The following is a 21,965-nucleotide window of genomic DNA, read 5'->3' as shown; positions in this document are numbered from 1 at the left end:
CGGAGTGTACAATTATTACAATCCGGCCTCTTTAATCACCCATGGCTTCGGTGTCCATCGTTTCATTTTTCGGCGGATATCCAATAAAGCCATTGAATTTATTCAAGTTTAGGTAGAAATCGCCATGAAACGCACTTTTCAACCGTCTGTACTGAAGCGCAACCGTTCTCACGGCTTCCGTGCTCGTATGGCTACTAAAAATGGTCGTCAGGTTCTGGCACGTCGTCGTGCTAAAGGCCGCGCTCGTCTGACCGTTTCTAAGTAATAAAGCTAACCCCTGAGTGGTTAAGCTCGCATTTCCCAGGGAGTTACGCTTGTTAACTCCCAGTCAATTCACATTCGTCTTCCAGCAGCCACAACGGGCTGGCACGCCGCAAATTACCATTCTCGGCCGCCTGAATTCGCTGGGGCATCCCCGTATCGGTCTTACAGTCGCCAAGAAAAACGTTCGACGCGCCCATGAACGCAATCGGATTAAACGTCTGACGCGTGAAAGCTTCCGTCTGCGCCAACATGAACTCCCGGCTATGGATTTCGTGGTGGTGGCGAAAAAAGGGGTTGCCGACCTCGATAACCGTGCTCTCTCGGAAGCGTTGGAAAAATTATGGCGCCGCCACTGTCGCCTGGCTCGCGGGTCCTGATAGCCCTCATTCGGGTCTATCAACGCCTGATTAGTCCGCTACTCGGGCCGCATTGTCGTTTCACTCCAACCTGTTCAAGCTACGGAATTGAGGCATTGCGCAGGTTTGGAGTGATAAAAGGCAGTTGGTTGACGGTGAAACGCGTATTAAAATGCCACCCTTTACACCCTGGTGGTGACGATCCCGTCCCGCCCGGACCATTTGATACCAGAGAACACTAACGATGGATTCGCAACGCAATCTTTTAGTCATCGCTTTGCTGTTCGTGTCTTTCATGATCTGGCAAGCCTGGGAGCAGGATAAAAACCCGCAACCTCAGGCCCAACAGACCACGCAGACAACGACCACCGCAGCGGGTAGCGCCGCCGACCAGGGCGTACCGGCCAGTGGCCAGGGGAAACTGATCTCGGTTAAGACCGACGTGCTTGATCTGACCATCAACACCCGTGGTGGTGATGTTGAGCAAGCTCTGCTGCCTGCTTACCCGAAAGAGCTGAACTCTACCCAGCCGTTCCAGCTGCTGGAAACTTCACCGCAGTTTATTTATCAGGCACAGAGCGGTCTGACCGGTCGTGATGGCCCGGATAACCCGGCTAACGGCCCGCGTCCGCTGTATAACGTTGAAAAAGACGCTTATGTGCTGGCTGAAGGTCAAAACGAACTGCAGGTGCCGATGACGTATACCGACGCGGCAGGCAACACGTTTACCAAAACGTTTGTCCTAAAACGTGGTGATTACGCTGTCAACGTCAACTACAACGTGCAGAATGCTGGCGAGAAACCGCTGGAAATCTCCTCATTTGGTCAGTTGAAGCAATCCATCACTCTGCCACCGCATCTCGATACCGGAAGCAGCAACTTCGCACTGCACACCTTCCGTGGCGCGGCGTACTCCACGCCTGACGAGAAGTATGAGAAATACAAGTTCGATACCATTGCCGATAACGAAAACCTGAACATCTCTTCGAAAGGTGGTTGGGTGGCAATGCTGCAACAGTATTTCGCGACGGCGTGGATCCCGCATAACGACGGTACCAACAACTTCTATACTGCTAATCTGGGTAACGGCATCGCCGCTATCGGCTATAAATCTCAGCCGGTACTGGTTCAGCCTGGTCAGACTGGCGCGATGAACAGCACCCTGTGGGTTGGCCCGGAAATCCAGGACAAAATGGCAGCTGTTGCTCCGCACCTGGATCTGACCGTTGATTACGGTTGGTTGTGGTTCATCTCTCAGCCGCTGTTCAAACTGCTGAAATGGATCCATAGCTTTGTGGGTAACTGGGGCTTCTCCATTATCATCATCACCTTTATCGTTCGTGGCATCATGTACCCGCTGACCAAAGCGCAGTACACCTCCATGGCGAAGATGCGTATGCTGCAGCCGAAGATTCAGGCGATGCGTGAGCGTCTGGGCGATGACAAACAGCGTATCAGCCAGGAAATGATGGCGCTGTACAAAGCTGAGAAGGTTAACCCGCTGGGCGGCTGCTTCCCGCTGCTGATCCAGATGCCAATCTTCCTGGCGTTGTACTACATGCTGATGGGTTCCGTTGAACTGCGTCAGGCGCCGTTCGCACTGTGGATCCACGACCTGTCTGCACAGGACCCGTACTACATCCTGCCGATCCTGATGGGCGTAACGATGTTCTTCATTCAGAAGATGTCGCCGACCACTGTGACCGACCCGATGCAGCAGAAGATCATGACCTTTATGCCGGTCATCTTCACCGTGTTCTTCCTGTGGTTCCCGTCAGGTCTGGTGCTGTACTATATCGTCAGCAACCTGGTAACCATTATTCAGCAGCAGCTGATTTACCGTGGTCTGGAAAAACGTGGCCTGCATAGCCGCGAGAAGAAAAAATCCTGATTCGGTGAGTTTTCGCTAAAATAAGGGCGGTCAGTTGACCGCCTTTTTTCTTTTCGTAGGGCGGATAAGCACCGCGCATCCGCCACACAAAGCAACAGGAACATCATGAGCGATAATGACACTATCGTAGCCCAGGCCACGCCTCCGGGACGTGGCGGCGTTGGCATCCTGCGCATCTCCGGCTTCAAAGCCCGTGAAGTTGCCGAAACCGTGCTGGGTAAACTGCCTAAGCCGCGCTACGCCGATTATCTTCCGTTTAAAGACGCCGACGGCAGCGTGCTCGATCAGGGGATTGCGCTATGGTTCCCTGGCCCGAACTCGTTCACCGGCGAAGATGTGCTGGAACTGCAGGGTCATGGCGGTCCGGTGATCCTCGACCTGCTGTTAAAACGCATTCTGACCATTCCCGGCCTGCGGATTGCTCGCCCTGGTGAGTTTTCCGAACGCGCGTTTCTTAACGATAAACTCGACTTAGCCCAGGCCGAGGCGATTGCCGATCTTATCGATGCCAGTTCGGAACAGGCAGCCCGTTCGGCACTTAACTCGCTGCAAGGCGCATTCTCCGCACGGGTCAACCATCTGGTGGAAGCCCTCACCCACTTGCGCATTTACGTCGAAGCGGCAATTGATTTCCCCGATGAAGAGATCGATTTCCTCTCCGACGGAAAAATTGAAGCCCAGCTTAATGACGTGATTGCCGATCTCGATGCAGTGCGTGCTGAAGCACGTCAGGGTAGTTTGTTGCGCGAAGGGATGAAGGTGGTGATTGCCGGACGTCCTAACGCCGGTAAATCGAGCCTGTTAAACGCGCTGGCGGGCCGTGAAGCGGCAATCGTAACCGATATCGCCGGAACCACGCGTGACGTGCTGCGTGAGCATATCCATATTGACGGAATGCCGCTGCATATCATCGATACCGCCGGGCTACGTGAAGCCAGTGACGAAGTTGAACGTATTGGGATCGAGCGCGCGTGGCAGGAAATTGAACAGGCCGACCGCGTGCTGTTTATGGTCGATGGCACCACGACAGACGCCGTTGATCCGGCAGAGATCTGGCCGGAATTTATCGCCCGTCTGCCAGCGAAACTGCCGATCACCGTGGTGCGCAATAAAGCCGATATCACCGGCGAAACGCTGGGAATAAGTGAAGTGAACGGTCACGCGTTAATTCGTCTGTCTGCAAGGACTGGCGAAGGCGTGGACGTGCTGCGTAACCATCTCAAACAGAGCATGGGCTTTGACACCAACATGGAAGGCGGCTTCCTGGCGCGCCGTCGCCACCTACAGGCGCTGGAACAGGCAGCGGAGCATTTGCAGCAAGGTAAAGCGCAACTGTTAGGTGCCTGGGCAGGCGAACTACTGGCGGAAGAGTTGCGCCTGGCGCAGCAGAACTTAAGCGAAATCACCGGGGAATTTACCTCTGACGACCTGCTGGGGCGGATTTTCTCCAGCTTCTGTATTGGTAAGTAAGTCGTCTTAATTGATATAAAGGGCACTGTTCCGTTCTACTATCAGAACGGAACAGCGCTTGTTTTTTTATGAGCATCCTGCACCAAAACTGCCTTTACTACTGGCTGGAGCGACTTTCAACATCTTGCAGTCCTGTCTTTACAGAGAACGATATTGGTTTAACCGATTAAGCTCCTCTTGCGGAAAGTTAAATTCGTCTATTGCTTTCCAGAATAGTTCTTTAAATACAGGATTGCCATTTGCCTGACTTATTACAGATTTACCTTCATTATTCTTCGCTTCCAGTTGCATCATCACATCTTTAAGATAATTTTCATTTTCACCAACCACAATTTTGAGTATTTTCAGCCAGAGTCCCATATATATATCATCCGCTTTCTCTACCACATGAGAGAATGACTTCCCATCAAAGTCACGGGTAAACTGCTCCACAATTTCATCGAAAGTGAACCCGTGTTGCAACGCCAGGCGAATCGCCGCATTCAGATATACATCAATGACCTGCTTACTCATTGTCTTATAGCTGGCAACATACAAAGAGCAAACTGCATTATTTCTGCTCAGCGACAGTAGTTCTCTCACTACATCTTTATCATTTTCATAATGGCTGGCTATCACTTCAGCTGTCTCCATCCAGGCAGCAACAATCTCCGTATGCCCTTTCACTATCGCAGAATATAAGCCTGATGCCTTCGTCCATTTGTCTGATGCTCCCGCCACTTTTTCTCTTGCTGCCATCAGTTTCAATATATCTTCTTTATTTATTTCATTTTTAAACATTTTGGCTTTTATATTGGCTAATAATATATTAACAACAGCATAATCATTGGTTTTAATAGCGCTATTTAAATCATAAGTTGAGTCTATTTCATTTACTATACTAAGAAGCATTTCATTTTTATTTACCTCAAATTCTTTCTCAAAGTCATCTATCGCCAACAACCATGCTTTGACAATTTTATTTTGATTATTTCTTAAAGCCTTAGGAATCCAGCTCACACCGAGGTAATCTTTCGCAAGGAGTATATTTTCCAGATCGCCATGGCTAAAATTATACTTTCTGGTCAACTCTTTTAAATTTATTATGAATTCATTAAAAGTATCAATACTATTTTGATACCATAATACATATAATCCATATGTTCCTGTAATTGATTTCGCAGCAAGAACCTTTGATGCTGTCATTTCTTGGGAGTTTTTAAATTTATCAAAAAAAAGAACAATGTTTTCATGCATCCCCATTTGTATTAATAGATGTAATGCTGATGGTGATAATGGTGGTTGCAACTCATTATTTATACCACTTAATAAATGGGCTTGTTCTCGAGGGAGATAAGGAGTTATTCCTACACAGTCGGAGCAAATTTCTGTGATTACCCATTTTTTTTGTGCCTGTTTAATATTCATAAAGGATCGCAATGACCCAAAAGAATCACAGTTGTTTGCTTTATAGCGTACTGCAGTATTGGTTGCATTAGGATCATAAAAGGATACAACATATTCTGTTTCACCAGCAGGCGTTTTTTTGATTCTCAAGCGGACGGCCATAGCGTGTGTTTGAGATTGAACGATTGCCGCCATATGCGTTAACTTCTCTTTTTCCATTCTGTGAAAAAAGACTGATAATGCCTCCCCAAACTTATCACAGGCAACAACGCATGTACCGGGTGGTGGATTTTTTTGTAGATTGTCAAATTGCTGCTCAAGCTCGAATGGAATATGTTTTTGTATATCTTCCGGAGATGAATAGTAAGCCTTTAATGGAACTTTCCCTGTATGTTCATTCATTGAATCTATACAATATTGTAGAGAAAGATGCCTGCACACGATCTCATTTTCTGGTTTTTCATTAAAATGCAATTTACAATTATAATTTATAACATTAGATTTAATGTTGGCTTTTATCTGCTCTTTTGTAAAACTCTCATACTTTGCGTTCGTATGAGGGCGAATAAAAATATCTTTGAGGGATGTTGTAAGCGCAGGTGGTACGGGAATCTGTGTAGCACACTTTCCTTCAATATCCCCCACAGTTACAATCAGACCTTCAGGGTCTTGCTCAGATGTGGAGACAATAATAATAAGTCCACCACCGATTAAAACCCATGGTTCAATCTCGCTACAATTATTAACAAAATGATTTAACGGACCTTCTTTTTCAAGCGAATAAACTGAAGGATTTTTAAGATACGCCACTATATCATCAATGATCAATTGAGCTTTATTTTTTCCTCCATCCAAATCAGGCATGAAAGAAGGAGATTGTGCACATACACCGCCAACAGTTACGTTATCAACCATTTTCTTTCCCCTCATCCATATGAAAGTTGTAGTAATAATAAGGTTACTATTTAAAAATCAACTATCAAATTTCGCTCATTTATAGAGTTATTTGTCTTTTTACGTCATTAGCCCATCAGGTCATCAACCTGGTAATGAAGTGGGTAAACCGGGACGTCAATGTGGGAAACAGCTCCTTGTAATGGAACCCCTATAATCAATGCCATCATCTTCAACAATAATGATAAAAATTAAAAAATTTATCCATTCATGGATTTTTGCTAATATTTTGTATGGGCCAGCTATCACAAACACAGCCAATATCTAATTGTGATTCGATTCACATTTAAACAATTTTAGAATAGACAAATTTCTTGAGTATTATACTGTAGCCTCGTGTCTTTCGAGGATAAGTGCATTATGAATATCTTACATATATGTGTGACCTCAAAATGGTTCAATATTGACAACAAGATTGTCGATCACCGCCCTTGATTTGCCCTTCTGTAGCCATCACCAGAGCCAAACCGATTAGATTCAATGTGATCTATTTGTTTGCTATATCTTAATTTTTCCTTTTGCAAAGGTCATCTCTCGTTTATTTACTTGTGTTAGTAAATGATGGTGCTTGCATATATACATGGCGAATTAATGGATATTGCAAATGTAATATTCACAGGGATCACTGTAATTAAAATAAATGAAGGATTATGTAATGGAAAACTTTAAACATCTCCCTGAACCGTTCCGCATTCGTGTTATTGAGCCAGTAAAACGTACCACTCGCGCTTATCGTGAAGAGGCAATTATTAAATCCGGTATGAACCCGTTCCTGCTGGATAGCGAAGATGTGTTTATCGATTTACTGACCGACAGCGGCACCGGGGCGGTGACGCAGAGCATGCAGGCTGCGATGATGCGCGGCGACGAAGCTTACAGCGGCAGCCGCAGCTACTATGCGTTAGCCGAGTCAGTGAAAAATATCTTTGGTTATCAATACACCATTCCGACTCACCAGGGCCGTGGCGCAGAGCAAATCTATATTCCGGTACTGATTAAAAAACGCGAGCAGGAAAAAGGCCTGGATCGCAGCAAAATGGTGGCGTTCTCTAACTATTTCTTTGATACCACGCAGGGCCATAGCCAGATCAACGGCTGTACCGTGCGTAACGTCTATATCAAAGAAGCATTCGATACGGGCGTGCGTTACGACTTTAAAGGCAACTTTGACCTTGAGGGATTAGAACGCGGTATTGAAGAAGTTGGTCCGAATAACGTGCCGTATATCGTTGCAACCATCACCAGTAACTCCGCAGGCGGTCAGCCGGTTTCACTGGCAAACTTAAAAGCGATGTACAGCATCGCGAAGAAATACGATATTCCGGTGGTAATGGACTCCGCGCGCTTTGCTGAAAACGCCTATTTCATCAAGCAGCGTGAAGCAGAATACAAAGACTGGACCATCGAGCAGATCACCCGCGAAACCTACAAATATGCCGATATGCTGGCGATGTCCGCCAAGAAAGATGCGATGGTGCCGATGGGCGGCTTGCTGTGCATGAAAGACGACAGTTTCTTTGATGTGTACACCGAGTGCAGAACCCTTTGCGTAGTTCAGGAAGGCTTCCCGACATATGGCGGCCTGGAAGGCGGCGCGATGGAGCGTCTGGCCGTAGGTCTGTATGACGGCATGAATCTGGACTGGCTGGCTTATCGTATTGCGCAGGTGCAGTATCTGGTCGATGGTCTGGAAGAGATTGGCGTTGTCTGCCAGCAGGCGGGCGGTCACGCGGCATTCGTTGATGCCGGTAAACTGTTGCCGCATATCCCGGCTGATCAATTCCCGGCACAGGCGCTGGCCTGCGAGCTGTATAAAGTCGCCGGTATCCGCGCGGTAGAAATTGGCTCTTTCCTGTTAGGCCGCGATCCGAAAACCGGTAAACAACTGCCATGCCCGGCAGAACTACTGCGTTTAACCATTCCGCGCGCAACATATACTCAAACACATATGGACTTCATTATTGAAGCCTTTAAACATGTGAAAGAGAACGCGGCGAATATTAAAGGGTTAACCTTTACCTACGAACCGAAAGTATTGCGTCACTTCACCGCAAAACTGAAAGAAGTTTAATTAATACTACAGAGTGGCTATAAGGATGTTAGCCACTCTCTTACCCTACATCCTCAATAACAAAAATAGCCTTCCTCTAAAGGTGGCATCATGACTGATCAAGCTGAAAAAAAGCACTCTGCATTTTGGGGTGTTATGGTTATAGCAGGTACAGTAATTGGTGGAGGTATGTTTGCTTTACCTGTTGATCTTGCCGGTGCCTGGTTTTTCTGGGGTGCCTTTATCCTTATCATTGCCTGGTTTTCAATGCTTCATTCCGGGTTATTGTTATTAGAAGCAAATTTAAATTATCCCGTCGGCTCCAGTTTTAACACCATCACCAAAGATTTAATTGGTAACACCTGGAACATTATCAGCGGTATTACCGTTGCCTTCGTTCTCTATATCCTCACTTATGCCTATATCTCTGCTAATGGTGCAATCATTAGTGAAACGATATCAATGAATTTGGGCTATCACGCTAATCCGCGTATTGTCGGGATCTGCACAGCCATTTTCGTTGCCAGCGTATTGTGGATAAGTTCGTTAGCCGCCAGTCGTATTACCTCATTGTTCCTCGGGCTGAAGATTATCTCCTTTGTGATCGTGTTTGGTTCTTTCTTCTTCCAGGTCGATTACTCCATTCTGCGCGATGCCACCAGCACCACTGCGGGAACGTCTTACTTCCCGTATATCTTTATGGCTTTGCCGGTGTGTCTGGCGTCATTTGGTTTCCACGGCAATATTCCCAGCCTGATTATTTGCTATGGCAAACGCAAAGATAAGCTAATCAAAAGCGTGGTCTTCGGTTCGCTGCTGGCGCTGGTGATTTATCTCTTCTGGCTCTATTGCACCATGGGGAATATTCCGCGAGAAAGCTTTAAGGCGATTATTTCCTCAGGCGGCAACGTTGATTCACTGGTGAAATCGTTCCTCGGCACCAAACAGCACGGCATTATCGAGTTTTGCCTGCTGGTGTTCTCCAACTTAGCTGTCGCCAGCTCGTTTTTTGGTGTCACGCTGGGGTTGTTCGATTATCTGGCGGACCTGTTTAAGATTGATAACTCCCACGGCGGGCGTTTCAAAACCGTGCTGTTAACCTTCCTGCCACCCGCGTTGTTGTATCTGATCTTCCCGAATGGCTTTATTTACGGGATCGGCGGTGCCGGGCTGTGCGCCACTATCTGGGCGGTCATTATCCCCGCGGTGCTGGCAATAAAAGCTCGCAAAAAGTTTCCCAATCAGATGTTCACGGTCTGGGGCGGCAATCTTATTCCGGCGATTGTCATTCTCTTTGGTATAACCGTAATTTTGTGCTGGTTCGGCAACGTCTTTAACGTGTTACCTAAATTTGGCTAAATCCTTCAAGAAGCCAGTCATTCGCTGGCTTCTTGCCTCTCAGGAAATCACTTATGTCCAAATGGCAACTCGCCTGATCCTCCTTCACCACGTATGCTTTGCGTCACCTTACTATCAGGACGCTTTAGCCCATGTCCCGCTTTTTGATTTGTAGTTTTGCCCTGGTTTTACTTTATCCCGCTGGGATTGATATGTACCTCGTTGGTTTACCGCGCATCGCCGCCGATCTCAATGCCAGCGAAGCGCAGTTACATATTGCGTTCTCCGTTTATCTGGCAGGTATGGCAGCTGCGATGTTATTTGCCGGTAAAGTGGCCGATCGTTCAGGGAGAAAACCGGTCGCCATCCCCGGCGCGGCGCTATTTATTATCGCTTCGGTGTTCTGTTCACAGGCTGAAACCAGTACGTTATTTCTTGCAGGGCGCTTTCTACAGGGGTTGGGCGCGGGCTGTTGTTACGTGGTGGCATTCGCCATTTTGCGCGACACGCTGGATGATCGACGTCGGGCAAAAGTGCTGTCGTTACTCAACGGCATTACCTGCATCATTCCGGTGTTAGCGCCGGTGCTCGGTCATCTGATTATGCTTAAATTCCCGTGGCAGAGTCTGTTCTGGACGATGGCAATAATGGGCATCGCGGTACTGATGTTGTCTTTGTTTATTTTAAAAGAAACGCGCCCTGCCGCCCCCGCAGCTTCGGACAAATCACGAGAAAATAGCGAGTCGCTGCTTAATCGGTTTTTCCTCAGCCGTGTTGTTATCACCACCCTCAGCGTTTCGGTGATCCTCACCTTCGTCAACACGTCGCCGGTATTGCTGATGGAAATCATGGGTTTTGAGCGCGGAGAATACGCCACCATTATGGCGTTGACCGCTGGCGTCAGCATGACCGTTTCATTCTCGACGCCATTTGCGCTGGGAATTTTTAAGCCACGTACGTTGATGATCACCTCACAGGTGTTATTCCTGGCGGCGGGGATCACTCTTGCCGTTTCACCTTCCCATGCGGTTTCTCTGTTTGGTATCACGCTGATTTGCGCCGGTTTCTCGGTTGGTTTTGGTGTGGCGATGAGTCAGGCGTTAGGGCCGTTTTCATTACGCGCGGGTGTAGCCAGCTCGACCTTAGGTATTGCGCAGGTTTGCGGTTCGTCACTGTGGATTTGGCTGGCGGCGGTGGTTGGTATCGGCGCATGGAATATGCTGATCGGGATTCTGATTGCATGTAGCATAGTGAGCCTGTTGCTGATTATGTTCGTCGCGCCTGGACGCCCCGTTGCCGCTCATGAAGAAATCCATCACCACGCTTGATCTCAATCTGCTGCTCTGTCTGCAACTGCTGATGCAGGAGCGCAGCGTGACCAAAGCGGCGAAGCGGATGAACGTGACCCCTTCGGCGGTGAGTAAGTCGCTGGCAAAGTTAAGAGCGTGGTTTGACGACCCGCTCTTTGTGAACTCACCGCTGGGGCTGTCGCCCACACCGCTAATGGTCAGCATGGAGCAAAATCTGGCGGAGTGGATGCAAATGAGCAACCTGCTGCTGGATAAACCGCATCACCAGACACCGAGCGGCCTAAAGTTTGAGCTGGCGGCAGAATCACCGCTAATGATGATCATGCTTAATGCGCTGTCGAAACAGATCTACCAACGTTACCCGCAGGCGACCATCAAATTACGTAACTGGGATTACGATTCCTTAGATGCCATTACTCGTGGTGAAGTGGATATCGGTTTTTCCGGTCGCGAAAGCCATCCTCGCTCGCGGGAGCTGTTAAGCTCGCTACCGTTAGCCATTGATTATGAAGTGCTGTTTAGTGATGTGCCTTGCGTCTGGTTACGCAAAGATCATCCGGCACTGCATGAAACGTGGAATCTGGACACCTTTTTACGTTATCCGCATATCAGCATTTGCTGGGAACAGAGCGATACCTGGGCGCTGGACAATGTGTTACAGGAGCTGGGGCGCGAACGCACGATTGCTATGAGCCTGCCGGAATTCGAGCAGTCGCTGTTTATGGCAGCGCAGCCCGACAATCTGCTACTGGCGACCGCGCCGCGCTACTGTCAGTACTACAATCAACTCCACCAACTGCCGTTGGTTGCTCTTCCTCTCCCGTTTGACGAAAGCCAGCAAAAAAAGCTGGAAGTCCCTTTTACCCTGCTGTGGCACAAACGGAACAGCCATAATCCGAAGATCGTCTGGTTACGGGAAACCATTAAAAATCTTTACGCGTCGATGGCATAACCGAATCGTATGAAACGCGACCCTATTTCACAATAAAATGTAAAAAATTTGTAATAAACTTGTCTGAATCGAACTTTTAGCCGCTTTAGTCTGTCCATCATTCCAGTAAATGATTACTCTTGTATTCATAATGGACCATTAAGCATGGAGCGAAAAATGGCGACTCACTTTGCCCGAGGGATTTTAACGGAAGGACATCTGATTTCTGTTCGTCTCCCCTCCCAGTGTCATCAAGAAGCCCGAAACATTCCCCCTCATCGTCAAAGCCGTTTTCTGGCGTCCAGAGGTTTACTCGCAGAACTGATGTTCATGCTGTATGGCATTGGCGAATTGCCGGAAATCGTCACCCTGCCGAAAGGTAAACCGGTTTTCAGCGATAAAAATTTGCCTTCGTTTTCTATTTCCTATGCCGGGAATATGGTTGGCGTGGCGTTAACAACCGAAGGTGAATGTGGCCTCGATATGGAACTGCAGCGTGCGACACGCGGGTTTCATAGCCCACACGCGCCCGATAACCACACCTTTTCCAGCAATGAATCGCTATGGATCAGTAAACAAAACGATCCTAACGAAGCGCGGGCGCAGCTCATCACGCTGCGCCGAAGCGTGCTAAAACTAACCGGTGATGTTTTGAATGACGATCCGCGCGATCTGCAGCTGCTGCCCATTGCCGGACGCCTGAAATGTGCTCATGTAAATCATGTAGAAGCGTTATGCGACGCGGAGGACGTGCTGGTGTGGTCCGTGGCGGTCACGCCCACGATTGAAAAGCTCAGTGTCTGGGAGTTAGATGGCAAACACGGCTGGAAAAGCCTGCCGGATATTCACAGCCGCGCCAACAATCCTACCAGCCGGATGATGCGTTTTGCCCAGCTCTCTACCATGAAGGCTTTTTCGCCAAATTGATAGACAACCACAGGAGTCATTATGTCTGAAAAATTGCAGGTGGTTACGTTACTGGGGAGCCTGCGCAAAGGCTCATTTAATGGCATGGTTGCACGTACCCTGCCGAAAATTGCTCCGGCGAGCATGGAAGTCAATGCGTTACCTTCCATTGCCGACATTCCCCTGTATGACGCTGACGTACAGGAGGAAGAAGGTTTTCCAGCAACGGTTGAAGCTCTGGCGGAACAGATCCGTCAGGCTGACGGTGTGGTGATCGTCACGCCGGAATATAACTATTCGGTACCGGGTGGGCTGAAAAATGCCATCGACTGGCTTTCCCGCCTGCCGGATCAACCGCTGGCCGGTAAACCGGTGTTGATTCAGACCAGCTCAATGGGCGTGATTGGCGGCGCGCGCTGTCAGTATCACCTGCGTCAGATTCTGGTTTTCCTCGATGCAATGGTGATGAACAAGCCGGAATTTATGGGCGGCGTGATTCAGAACAAAGTTGATCCGCAAACCGGAGAAGTGATTGATCAGGGTACGCTGGACCACCTGACCGGGCAATTGACCGCATTTGGTGAGTTTATTCAGCGAGTTAAGATCTAAATAAAAAACCCGCCAGCAATCATGCATGGCGGGTTTTTAATGCGCTATCGATTTTAATGAGCGTCGATAAATACAATCTTCAGGATAAACAGCAGCGCAACGATGATTACGCACGGGCTAAGGTCACGGAGACGCCCGGTACCAATCTTCATCACGCAGTAGGAGATAAAGCCCAGCGCAATACCTTCGGTAATCGAGAAGCTGAACGGCATCATCACAGCGGTAATAAACGCCGGAACAGATTCAGTAAGATCCTGCCAGTTCACGCGAGCAAGACTTGAGGTCATCAACACGCCAACGTAAATCAGCGCGCCAGCTGCAGCGTAGCCTGGCACCATTCCCGCCAGCGGCGACAGAAAGATAACCAGCAGGAACAGCAGACCAACAACCACTGCCGTCAGACCGGTACGACCGCCAACCGATACGCCGGAAGAGGACTCAATATAAGCCGTAACGGAAGAAGTACCGATAAACGAACCGGTCACGGAAGAGATACTGTCGACATACAGCGCCTGCTTCATGCGCGGGAATTTCCCCTTCTCATCTGCCAGACCTGCTTTATCGGTCACGCCAATCAACGTACCGGAGGAGTCAAACAGGTTGACCAGCATGAAAGAGAAAATCACCCCTGCCAGCCCGAGGTTAAACGACCCGGCTAAATCTACATGACCCACGACAGTCATTACGCTCGGCGGCGCAGAAACGATGCCATTGTAGTGGACATCACCCAGCATCCAGCCCAGCAGCGTTGTCACCACGATAGAAACCAGCACCGCTGCGTGAATGTTGCGTGAGGCCAGAATAGCAATGATGAAGAAGCCGAGGATCCCCAGCAGCACGCTGTGAGAAGTCAGATTACCGATGCTGACCAGCGTTTCCGGGTTAGCGACAATCACACCTGCGTTTTTCAGCCCCATCATGCCAATGAACAGACCGATACCGCTGGTAATGCCCACACGCAGACTCACCGGAATGTTGGCAATCATCCAGTAGCGAACGCGGAAAATCGTCAGTAATAGCAGACCAATCGCGCCCCAGAAGATTGCGCCCATCCCGACTTGCCACGGCAAGCCCATCGCCTGCACAACGACAAAAGCGAAGAACGCATTCAGGCCCATAGCGGGTGCCAGTGCAACTGGCAGGTTAGCAAACAGCCCCATCATAATACTGCCGAATGCAGCAATCAGACAGGTAGTGACGAAGACGGCGCTGGTATCCATGCCAGCAACGCCAAGAATTTGCGGGTTAACAAAAACGATGTAAACCATCGTCAGGAAGGTGGTAAAACCGGCGATCACTTCGGTCCGTGCCGTCGTGCCATGTTCGCGCAGTTTAAACACGCGTTCCAGCATCCCCTGGCCAGAAGCCTGGGTTGTGTGTTGTTGACTCATTATCTATTTCCGAACAAGGAGGGAAAATCCGTCGCTATCGTATACCAAAATGAGACAATATGGACGGCTGAAGATAACTTTTTTTCATTGTATTTGCTTATACGGCAACGATTGCGTCATGCGAATTGGCATGACGAAAACGTTAAACTAACGATAAAGGAAAGACATGTCCCAGATAGAAGCGGTATTTTTCGACTGCGACGGTACGCTGGTCGATAGCGAGGTCATTTGCTCTCGCGCCTATGTCACGATGTTCAGGGAATTTGGCATTAACGTTGACCTGGAGGAGATTTTTACCCGTTTTAAAGGCGTAAAACTCTACGAAATCATCGACATCATCAGTAAAGAACATGGCGTGACGATGGTCCAGGCCGATGCCGAGCACGTTTACCGCGCAGAAGTAGCGCGTCTGTTTGATACCGAACTTGCGGACATCGCAGGCGCGAACGAATTGCTGGCGAGCGTTAACGTGCCGATGTGCGTCGTCTCTAACGGTCCGGTCAGCAAAATGCAGCATTCGCTGGGTAAGCTCAACATGCTGCACTACTTCCCGGAAAAACTGTTCAGCGGCTACGATATCCAGCGTTGGAAGCCCGATCCGGCATTAATGTTCCATGCGGCAAAAGCGATGAATGTGAACGTTGAAAACTGCATTCTGGTCGATGACTCCAGCGCTGGCGCTCAATCAGGGATAGATGCCGGAATGGAAGTGTTTTACTTCTGCGCTGACCCGCACAATAAGCCGATCGTTCACCCGAAAGTCACCACCTTTACCGAGCTGTCGCAGCTGCCTGCGCTCTGGAAGGCACGCGGCTGGAATATAACGCGATAATCGCCTCCTTACTTCAACGCTTACACATCAGTCACGCTGGTTTGAGATAAAGAACACCAGGTGTCTGATGAGTAAGCGTCTATTCCCTATGAATAAATTATGTCGTTATTCGTCCTGTCATCCACCCTCTGCATAGTTAAGCCTTGGTTATATTTTTTACAATATCGGAATACTGTTCGAACCAATCCAGAATATTACGCATCGCGTCACTGATGTTTTTATCGTCTTTATATTGATTCTCAAGTCTATTATTTCGAATAATAGTAAGCTTAGAACGTATTTTATCATCACAATCGACAATTTTCGCATTCAATACATTTACTTCATCCTGCACTTCTATACTATTCCAATTGTCCCTTTTGTTATCAAATAAAGTCCTTTTATCCTCTAATGATTTATTACGACTTATGGTTAACTCTTTAATTTCTCGCAATAAGTCATCGTAATCTTTAATGGAAGTATTTATTTCCTGATAGTTTTTTTGTAAATCCTCCCAGTTAATTGCAAATGCACTGGAAAAATTTCGAAAATCGGAAGCAAACTTATTGAGCTCTGAGTCGTAATATGCTTTGAAATTTTTTATATTTTCCAATTGGATTTTTAGCGCTTCAATTTGTTTTTTTTCAACACCTTCAAAAAGGGGGACAAGGTCACCATAATTCAATTTATAATCAATATCAAATTGGTTATGAGACTCATGTTGTTTTTGTCGAATAAATTTGTCTGAATCTTTAGTAGGCATTTTTATATCTGCCGGTGGAATGATTTTATTTATGATAGATTCAATAAACTTAATCCGGTCACTTTCTATCATATTGGTAATAATATTTTGTGCTTTATATTGCATATCTTTGAAAATAAAAAATTCAGACCTACTATTATTAAAATGATATTTCTCCTCGTACGATTTATTTTCAACATAAAGTGTAGACAAAAACGACTCTAGCTCTGAAAATGCGTTATTATATTCTTCCTTAATCTTTGTCTCAGTATTATAAAAATCTTTTATATCGCTATTGATAGCATTTACCTTTTCTAAGAAATTAGGTATTTTGTCTTTACTTATAGCTCCGTCCAGATTCATATAAATGTATTTTATCGGTGTAACACCATCTTCTAAATAAATTGAATCTGGATCAATAGAACAGTCTTTGCACCAATCTTCTCTGTAATAACTGTCTAAATTGGCACTCCGCAAATCACAATAATTAAAGGAGATATTATCATTCTCTGAATTCTGCTTGCTAAATGAAGTTTTAACAGCCTTCTCGATATTCCCTACGCAGTTAGAAAAATTATCATCCAACTTAAGAGTTCTCGATCTTCTTTCAATGTAATCAGAAAAATACTCTTCTGGGTTAAACTTATATTCATCGGAACTCGCATTACCAAGACTACACTTCATATTAATACTATTCAAATTACAATAATTAAACACAGTTCCCTGATCCTGCGCCCTGGCTTCGTTATCACTAGACTTAGTGAATGCGTTTGCCAAAAAATCCATCCCATGAGCATCAAGTTTCGCTATCGTACAGTTATAAAAATGACTCAGAAGTATACTCGAACCAGGACAATATCCCCCCTGAATTGTGCAATCCTGAACAAAAGACTGCATAAAGAGATAAGAACCTAATTTTTCATTAATACTTACAGGTTGTGTAACGTTGTAGATTTTAGACGTCTCACATCTATAATTTTCAATTTTGCATTTAGAAATAAAACAACCTTTAAACATACCTTTTATTGGTTTTTTATTTCCTGACCCCACAGTATCATCATTAGTCTCATAAAGCTGTATGTTGTTGAATTTACAATCATCGAAATAGCAATTTTCAAAAACCGGACCTTCAAGGTTAGGGCTGTTTATCACTCCTGAAAAAATTACATTCTTAAAACTACAATATTTTAGTGAATTTAAAACATCCTTAGACAACGATGATAAATTGATTGTTGTATTAATAATAGGAATTTTATTTTTAATCAGCGTCGTAAGTTTTACAGAATAATCATCAAACGTTAATCTATTCAAGGGAGAATTATCAAAATGTGAATCATCAAGATAATTATCAAGCGTTAATCTCTCTGAAGAAACCTGTTTTTTTTCGTTATCATTCGAAGTAGCCCCCGTGTAGAGATTAAAGGATCTACTCACAATAACTTCATTATTTTCATTTGTGGTAAAGTCTGTCTTAGTACTAAATCGCCATTGTTGTTCTGTTTTTGCCAGCGATTTAATCTTATCGAACACCTCGGCTTTGTTATCAACTTTCGTGACAAATTCGTAAATTAAGCCTTTGACTTCTTTAATATGAGATCCAGGAAAAAGATCGCGAACAAACTCCCACAGTGTACGTTTTTTAAATAAATCCCCTTTGCCATCAAGAATATTTTCAATATCCTTAGAGTTTACATTATATTTCTTATCATTAATACTTAAAGCAATTTTATCAGAATAGCCTTTATGACTAAGCCTCTCCTTATACATTGCTTCTAAAAAAGGATTAGTATTAACAAAAACATCTGGTTTTAATTTAGCGACCATAAATCCTCCGGCGTGCAATATTGAGTTGTTTGAAAAACAATAACTTCTATGTTGTTAATTAACCGTACTGCTAGTTAGGTTAGCAACAAGTGTTACTTATATTACCGGTGAATACTGTAAAAAATAGCTCATTATTTCCATTTTAACCCAGGGTGTTCACCCTGGATTTGCAATTTTTAGGGGGTTAACGGCACATTCCACAGGTTAACCGCAGCATCAGAAAATGAGCGTTTTTTTATAGCCGCTTTTATTGTCGAGGTTAAAATAAAGAGATTTTATTAAATTTTATCAAGGTGATTTATGGATAATCTTATTGGCACACCACCAAACCACGCAGTTCCCCATAACTATATAGACATGGAGCAAATGGAATATTTATGTCATCTCAATCGTTTTTCTAAATTGTCTGACGATTTTTTAATAAATGGTCCAAGAGATGACATTTTTACATATAAATATATTTTAGATGACTCTTTTTCAAATTTACAGCATTTACTTCCTAAAGGACAACTACAGAAGATACAACAGAGATTAAGTTCTCTTATGCATAAAAACATGTTTCATTGTTTTCATGTTTTTTTATTAAAACTATGCTCAATTGAGAGTATTCCTCTCCCAAATGCCGATTACGCTTTCTTTGATGACGAAATGCCATTTACATTAACTGATGAACAGATCGAAAATATTTCTTTTTTAAACGCATATCACAAAGAAAAGAAAGGAAACCACGACATTGTTACATTTGATTTTATGAGTGCTGATCACCACCATAATTTTAGCACAACCATAGCTTTAACAAATTATAGCTTTCATATATCATCAATAAACAACCATAATGCACAGGTTATATTCGATGAAAACTTCCATTTATACCCCAATGAATTACCAGAATCATCACAGTGGTGTTATCAGTTAATAAAAAACATGATTTCTTTATATTGCAGATACAATAACAACTTCAAAATCAAAAAAACCTGTTCTTTTGACTTTAAAAATAAATCTTTTTGTCATTCCAGGTTGCAATATATAACGTTTATTGCATGTTTATTTTCACATGCAGACATGAAATGTTCGACATTTCATGATGTTAATTTTGATATGTGTGAGATAAAGAATTGTAATTTTGATAATTCAGAAATGAATTTTATTTCATGCGTCGGGACAAATTTTAGTGGTTCTACATTTAATAATGTTAAAACAACAACAGCGCAACTAATTAAGACACCAACAAAGTGGACGAATAATATTCTAAAATATTGGTTCTCCAGTTGTAATAAACGTAATATCATCTTCACACTTAATACAATATCTGATAGAGATATAAAATTAAAAGGTGTCAAGGATATATTATTATCATTAGTTGACCAAAAAGCTAATATTTATAGTGTAAGGCAAGAGTTTCTGGATTTCCTTAATAGTGATTTATATAAAAATGATGGCGAGATTCTTTCTTATAAAGAATCAATAATGATGTTTTGTGCTGAGTAGCCGACTATAGATTTTTAAGATTAACTACCGCACTCTATGTTGGGTTTATATCCATGTCAGGAAACAGGTCATTTGTGAATCCTGACACCAGACCATGACTCTCGTTCAAGGATCATCCACAAACGCTGGAGGCTGTCTCATTTCAGCAGGATAAAACCGTAGAGTGCGATTGTGATGAACAATAAATACAGACTTATTATTCCAGTCTGTTTTATTGCGTTGGCTTATTCAAATGGCTCGGTTAATAAAATGCACCATTCACTCGGAAAACTCAACATATTGCACTCTTATACGCCGTCTGGAAAGGGCGTAGCGGTGATATAACAATTTAATCGTCTCCCAACGTCGACGCTTACACATCAGCGACACTGGTTTAATTAAAGTACACCAGATTTCTAATGCGTAAGCGTCTTTTTCGTATAACCTCATTGTCACAGGAACGACTTGATCCGTTTATTTATTCGCCATGTTATTAGTATCAATTTTCTTAATAGCTTTCACCATATTTTCATTTTCTTTTAGCCAACGCCTGATATTTTGAACTACATCATTAAGTGTATTTTCTTGTTGATACTCTTCCTCCAATCTCTCTGTTTCATCCTTAAGATGTAGAATCTCATCACTTATATTTGGTAGTTTTCCATCTATTGTCTTTAGTATTTCATTAATCTCATTAATTCTGGCTACATCTTTTTTATCTTTATTGTCTTTATTATTTAATTCAAAACTCTCATTAATCAATTGATCCTTAGTAGCGACTAAATAATTTCTTTCATAAATAAGCTTGGCATATTTGTCTTTTTTATTACCATAATTTTCCTCATTATAGCTATTATTTTTCTCAATTACCCCCAGTAAATATCGTTCAATGCCAGAGAATAAATCGACTTTATCATCTACATATTTTGATACTTTTCTATAATCCCTGTAATTTATTTCCGTTCTTTCCTTAAATACATTCAACGCTAAAAATATCTTTTGCATTTTATCAAAACTATCAAAATCATAAAGATTATCATTTTTATGATTTTTATTATAACTGCTGTAAAGAGCTCGCAAATCATTAAAATTAAAGTGGAAGTGAAATGTTTTGCTGTTTGAAATACCAGAACGATTTATTTTTAAATATTCACGTTCATTGTAATGAAATTGCCAAAAGAATCCAGTATAGAGGTTATGCATGAAATTCACTTTATCAATATCTATTTCATTGGCTATATCTTTTTCTATATTGTACAAAACATTTAATATAATATACTGGATAGCTTCATCATTAAGTTGATATTTTTTTCCTTCATTATCAAGATTGAAGCTACCCAGCTTGACCAACAAAGATTGTAAATATAATAGTTCCTTTTGGTAATAACTTTTCGCATCCTTGCCATAATTATTAAATTCTTCTACCCATGAATTAATTTCCATTAAATTTTCCATGAAATCTGAAATGCCATTTTCAGCTATAGCTCCTTTCATGTCCATATAAACAGGAATTCTAATCTGGGTATTCGCAGCAAGATTACCACTTAACCAAGTGGTTGAAGGATCAATAGCACAATCATCCAATTTAATTCCATTGATTGACTCGCCCAAACAAGTTTTAAGTAAATTGCAATTACTAAGTTTTAAATATTTTTCTATATCACCACCAACGTCTTTATCATTTATATAATGATGTTCACTCATATTAGGGAAAATATTAATGTAGATAAAGTCAGAAATGCGTTTATCCAGATTAAGTTTACCTCCATCCTTTTTGAAATACTCTCTGGGATCAAAATCCAGTAAATCTTTGCGAATTCCATTTCGCTTGCATGTCATATCAGAGGAGCTAAAATCACAATAATAAAAATGATTATCATATTTATATTCACGTCTATAATCGTGATAAAACGAAGTCCCTATGAAATCCATTTCAGCACCATTAAGCTTTGCTATTTTACAACATAACAAACTGCTTGCAATAACACTTGCATTTTTACACACTCCATTCACAAGAGTACATTCATATACAAATGATTGCATAAACAGATATGCACCAACCGGCTTACCCACATCGGAATCTTGATTTACAGAGTATATTTTTGATGTATCTATGTTAAAATTGTTTATATCACAATGAGATAGAAAACATCCTTTAAACACGCCGTAAATAGGTATTTCATTATTTGGTTTTACTCGACGCCTGGAGCTAACAAGTGACACATTCTCAAAAATACAGTCCTCAAAAAAACAATTTTCAAATAC

The 21,965-nt window shown here is 43.8% G+C and carries 17 protein-coding genes; 14 read left to right on the top strand and 3 right to left on the bottom strand.

Annotated elements, in window-relative coordinates:
- The first annotated feature begins 124 nt into the window (after positions 1 to 124).
- The 5 genes from rpmH (at position 125) to mnmE (ending at position 3,981) form a co-directional block, all read left to right on the top strand.
- On the top strand, positions 125 to 265 hold the full coding sequence (rpmH, locus tag ACJHW7_RS15510) for a 50S ribosomal protein L34 (RefSeq protein WP_000831330.1): 141 nt from the start codon (positions 125 to 127) through the stop codon (positions 263 to 265).
- 16 nt (positions 266 to 281) lie between these two features.
- A complete protein-coding gene (gene rnpA, locus ACJHW7_RS15505; protein ID WP_000239730.1) occupies positions 282 to 641 on the top strand; it encodes a ribonuclease P protein component in 360 nt (119 codons plus the stop codon).
- Positions 605 to 862 carry a membrane protein insertion efficiency factor YidD gene (gene yidD, locus ACJHW7_RS15500; protein WP_001307474.1) on the top strand — a complete coding sequence of 86 codons (258 nt, stop codon included), beginning with the start codon at positions 605 to 607 and terminating at the stop codon, positions 860 to 862. Before rnpA ends, yidD begins: the two co-directional genes overlap by 37 nt.
- Positions 863 to 864: 2 nt before the next feature.
- Positions 865 to 2,511 carry a membrane protein insertase YidC gene (gene yidC, locus ACJHW7_RS15495; RefSeq protein ID WP_000378250.1) on the top strand — a complete coding sequence of 549 codons (1,647 nt, stop codon included), beginning with the start codon at positions 865 to 867 and terminating at the stop codon, positions 2,509 to 2,511.
- A 105-nt stretch (positions 2,512 to 2,616) separates the two neighbouring features.
- On the top strand, positions 2,617 to 3,981 hold the full coding sequence (gene mnmE, locus ACJHW7_RS15490) for a tRNA uridine-5-carboxymethylaminomethyl(34) synthesis GTPase MnmE (RefSeq protein ID WP_001282344.1): 1,365 nt from the start codon (positions 2,617 to 2,619) through the stop codon (positions 3,979 to 3,981).
- Positions 3,982 to 4,119: 138 nt separating this feature from the next.
- On the opposite strand, the gene ACJHW7_RS15485 is transcribed toward mnmE, so the two are convergent.
- On the bottom strand, positions 4,120 to 6,282 hold the full coding sequence (locus ACJHW7_RS15485; protein WP_072847837.1) for a ShET2/EspL2 family type III secretion system effector toxin: 2,163 nt from the start codon (positions 6,280 to 6,282) through the stop codon (positions 4,120 to 4,122).
- Positions 6,283 to 6,681: 399 nt separating this feature from the next.
- Between ACJHW7_RS15485 and tnaC the strand changes: the two genes are divergently transcribed.
- From tnaC to yieF, 7 genes are all read left to right on the top strand, one after another.
- A complete protein-coding gene (gene tnaC / locus ACJHW7_RS15480) occupies positions 6,682 to 6,756 on the top strand; it encodes a tryptophanase leader peptide (protein ID WP_001364348.1) in 75 nt (24 codons plus the stop codon).
- A gap of 220 nt (positions 6,757 to 6,976) precedes the next feature.
- Positions 6,977 to 8,392, top strand: coding sequence for a tryptophanase (gene tnaA, locus ACJHW7_RS15475; protein WP_001295247.1), 1,416 nt, complete (start codon positions 6,977 to 6,979; stop codon positions 8,390 to 8,392).
- A gap of 90 nt (positions 8,393 to 8,482) precedes the next feature.
- On the top strand, positions 8,483 to 9,730 hold the full coding sequence (gene tnaB / locus ACJHW7_RS15470; protein WP_000131911.1) for a low affinity tryptophan permease TnaB: 1,248 nt from the start codon (positions 8,483 to 8,485) through the stop codon (positions 9,728 to 9,730).
- Positions 9,731 to 9,861: 131 nt separating this feature from the next.
- Complete coding sequence (gene mdtL, locus ACJHW7_RS15465; RefSeq protein ID WP_040235092.1) at positions 9,862 to 11,037, top strand: multidrug efflux MFS transporter MdtL; 1,176 nt, start codon at positions 9,862 to 9,864, stop codon at positions 11,035 to 11,037.
- On the top strand, positions 11,012 to 11,971 hold the full coding sequence (yidZ, locus tag ACJHW7_RS15460; RefSeq protein WP_021557348.1) for an HTH-type transcriptional regulator YidZ: 960 nt from the start codon (positions 11,012 to 11,014) through the stop codon (positions 11,969 to 11,971). Before mdtL ends, yidZ begins: the two co-directional genes overlap by 26 nt.
- A 156-nt stretch (positions 11,972 to 12,127) precedes the next feature.
- Positions 12,128 to 12,877 (top strand): 4'-phosphopantetheinyl transferase family protein, encoded by a 750-nt coding sequence (locus tag ACJHW7_RS15455; RefSeq protein WP_001491398.1) that lies wholly within the window; start codon positions 12,128 to 12,130, stop codon positions 12,875 to 12,877.
- A gap of 21 nt (positions 12,878 to 12,898) precedes the next feature.
- Complete coding sequence (gene yieF, locus ACJHW7_RS15450) at positions 12,899 to 13,465, top strand: class I chromate reductase YieF (protein WP_001626317.1); 567 nt, start codon at positions 12,899 to 12,901, stop codon at positions 13,463 to 13,465.
- A 53-nt stretch (positions 13,466 to 13,518) separates the two neighbouring features.
- On the opposite strand, the gene adeP is transcribed toward yieF, so the two are convergent.
- Entirely contained in the window at positions 13,519 to 14,856 is a 1,338-nt protein-coding gene (gene adeP, locus ACJHW7_RS15445) for an adenine permease AdeP (RefSeq protein WP_000082693.1), read from the bottom strand.
- A 166-nt stretch (positions 14,857 to 15,022) separates the two neighbouring features.
- Here adeP and yieH point away from each other — a divergent pair, with 166 nt between their 5' ends.
- A complete protein-coding gene (yieH, locus tag ACJHW7_RS15440) occupies positions 15,023 to 15,688 on the top strand; it encodes a 6-phosphogluconate phosphatase (protein ID WP_021557349.1) in 666 nt (221 codons plus the stop codon).
- Positions 15,689 to 15,824: 136 nt separating this feature from the next.
- Here yieH and ACJHW7_RS15435 read toward each other — a convergent pair whose 3' ends face one another.
- Positions 15,825 to 18,233, bottom strand: a complete 2,409-nt coding sequence (locus tag ACJHW7_RS15435; RefSeq protein ID WP_072847838.1) for a type III effector — start codon at positions 18,231 to 18,233, stop codon at positions 15,825 to 15,827.
- A gap of 300 nt (positions 18,234 to 18,533) precedes the next feature.
- Between ACJHW7_RS15435 and ACJHW7_RS15430 the strand changes: the two genes are divergently transcribed.
- Positions 18,534 to 19,721, top strand: coding sequence for a pentapeptide repeat-containing protein (locus tag ACJHW7_RS15430; RefSeq protein ID WP_021557351.1), 1,188 nt, complete (start codon positions 18,534 to 18,536; stop codon positions 19,719 to 19,721).
- Positions 19,722 to 21,965: the final 2,244 nt, after the last annotated feature.

This window comes from Escherichia sp. WS1152 (assembly GCF_046487665.1).
Lineage (GTDB): Bacteria > Pseudomonadota > Gammaproteobacteria > Enterobacterales > Enterobacteriaceae > Escherichia > Escherichia coli.
The sequence above is the reverse complement of the archived record's forward strand: the minus strand, read 5'-3'. Positions and strand labels throughout refer to the sequence as shown.

Excerpts from the sequence above, each read along its gene's own strand:
- tnaA (WP_001295247.1), top strand. The coding sequence starts at position 6,977 with ATGGAAAACTTTAAACATCTCCCTGAACCGTTCCGCATTCGTGTTATT.
- ACJHW7_RS15485 (WP_072847837.1), bottom strand. The coding sequence starts at position 6,282 with ATGGTTGATAACGTAACTGTTGGCGGTGTATGTGCACAATCTCCTTCT.
- yieF (WP_001626317.1), top strand. The coding sequence starts at position 12,899 with ATGTCTGAAAAATTGCAGGTGGTTACGTTACTGGGGAGCCTGCGCAAA.
- ACJHW7_RS15455 (WP_001491398.1), top strand. The coding sequence starts at position 12,128 with ATGGCGACTCACTTTGCCCGAGGGATTTTAACGGAAGGACATCTGATT.
- yieH (WP_021557349.1), top strand. The coding sequence starts at position 15,023 with ATGTCCCAGATAGAAGCGGTATTTTTCGACTGCGACGGTACGCTGGTC.
- yidZ (WP_021557348.1), top strand. The coding sequence starts at position 11,012 with ATGAAGAAATCCATCACCACGCTTGATCTCAATCTGCTGCTCTGTCTG.
- mnmE (WP_001282344.1), top strand. The coding sequence starts at position 2,617 with ATGAGCGATAATGACACTATCGTAGCCCAGGCCACGCCTCCGGGACGT.
- tnaB (WP_000131911.1), top strand. The coding sequence starts at position 8,483 with ATGACTGATCAAGCTGAAAAAAAGCACTCTGCATTTTGGGGTGTTATG.
- ACJHW7_RS15430 (WP_021557351.1), top strand. The coding sequence starts at position 18,534 with ATGGATAATCTTATTGGCACACCACCAAACCACGCAGTTCCCCATAAC.
- mdtL (WP_040235092.1), top strand. The coding sequence starts at position 9,862 with ATGTCCCGCTTTTTGATTTGTAGTTTTGCCCTGGTTTTACTTTATCCC.
- yidC (WP_000378250.1), top strand. The coding sequence starts at position 865 with ATGGATTCGCAACGCAATCTTTTAGTCATCGCTTTGCTGTTCGTGTCT.
- rpmH (WP_000831330.1), top strand. The coding sequence starts at position 125 with ATGAAACGCACTTTTCAACCGTCTGTACTGAAGCGCAACCGTTCTCAC.
- ACJHW7_RS15435 (WP_072847838.1), bottom strand. The coding sequence starts at position 18,233 with ATGGTCGCTAAATTAAAACCAGATGTTTTTGTTAATACTAATCCTTTT.
- adeP (WP_000082693.1), bottom strand. The coding sequence starts at position 14,856 with ATGAGTCAACAACACACAACCCAGGCTTCTGGCCAGGGGATGCTGGAA.
- yidD (WP_001307474.1), top strand. The coding sequence starts at position 605 with ATGGCGCCGCCACTGTCGCCTGGCTCGCGGGTCCTGATAGCCCTCATT.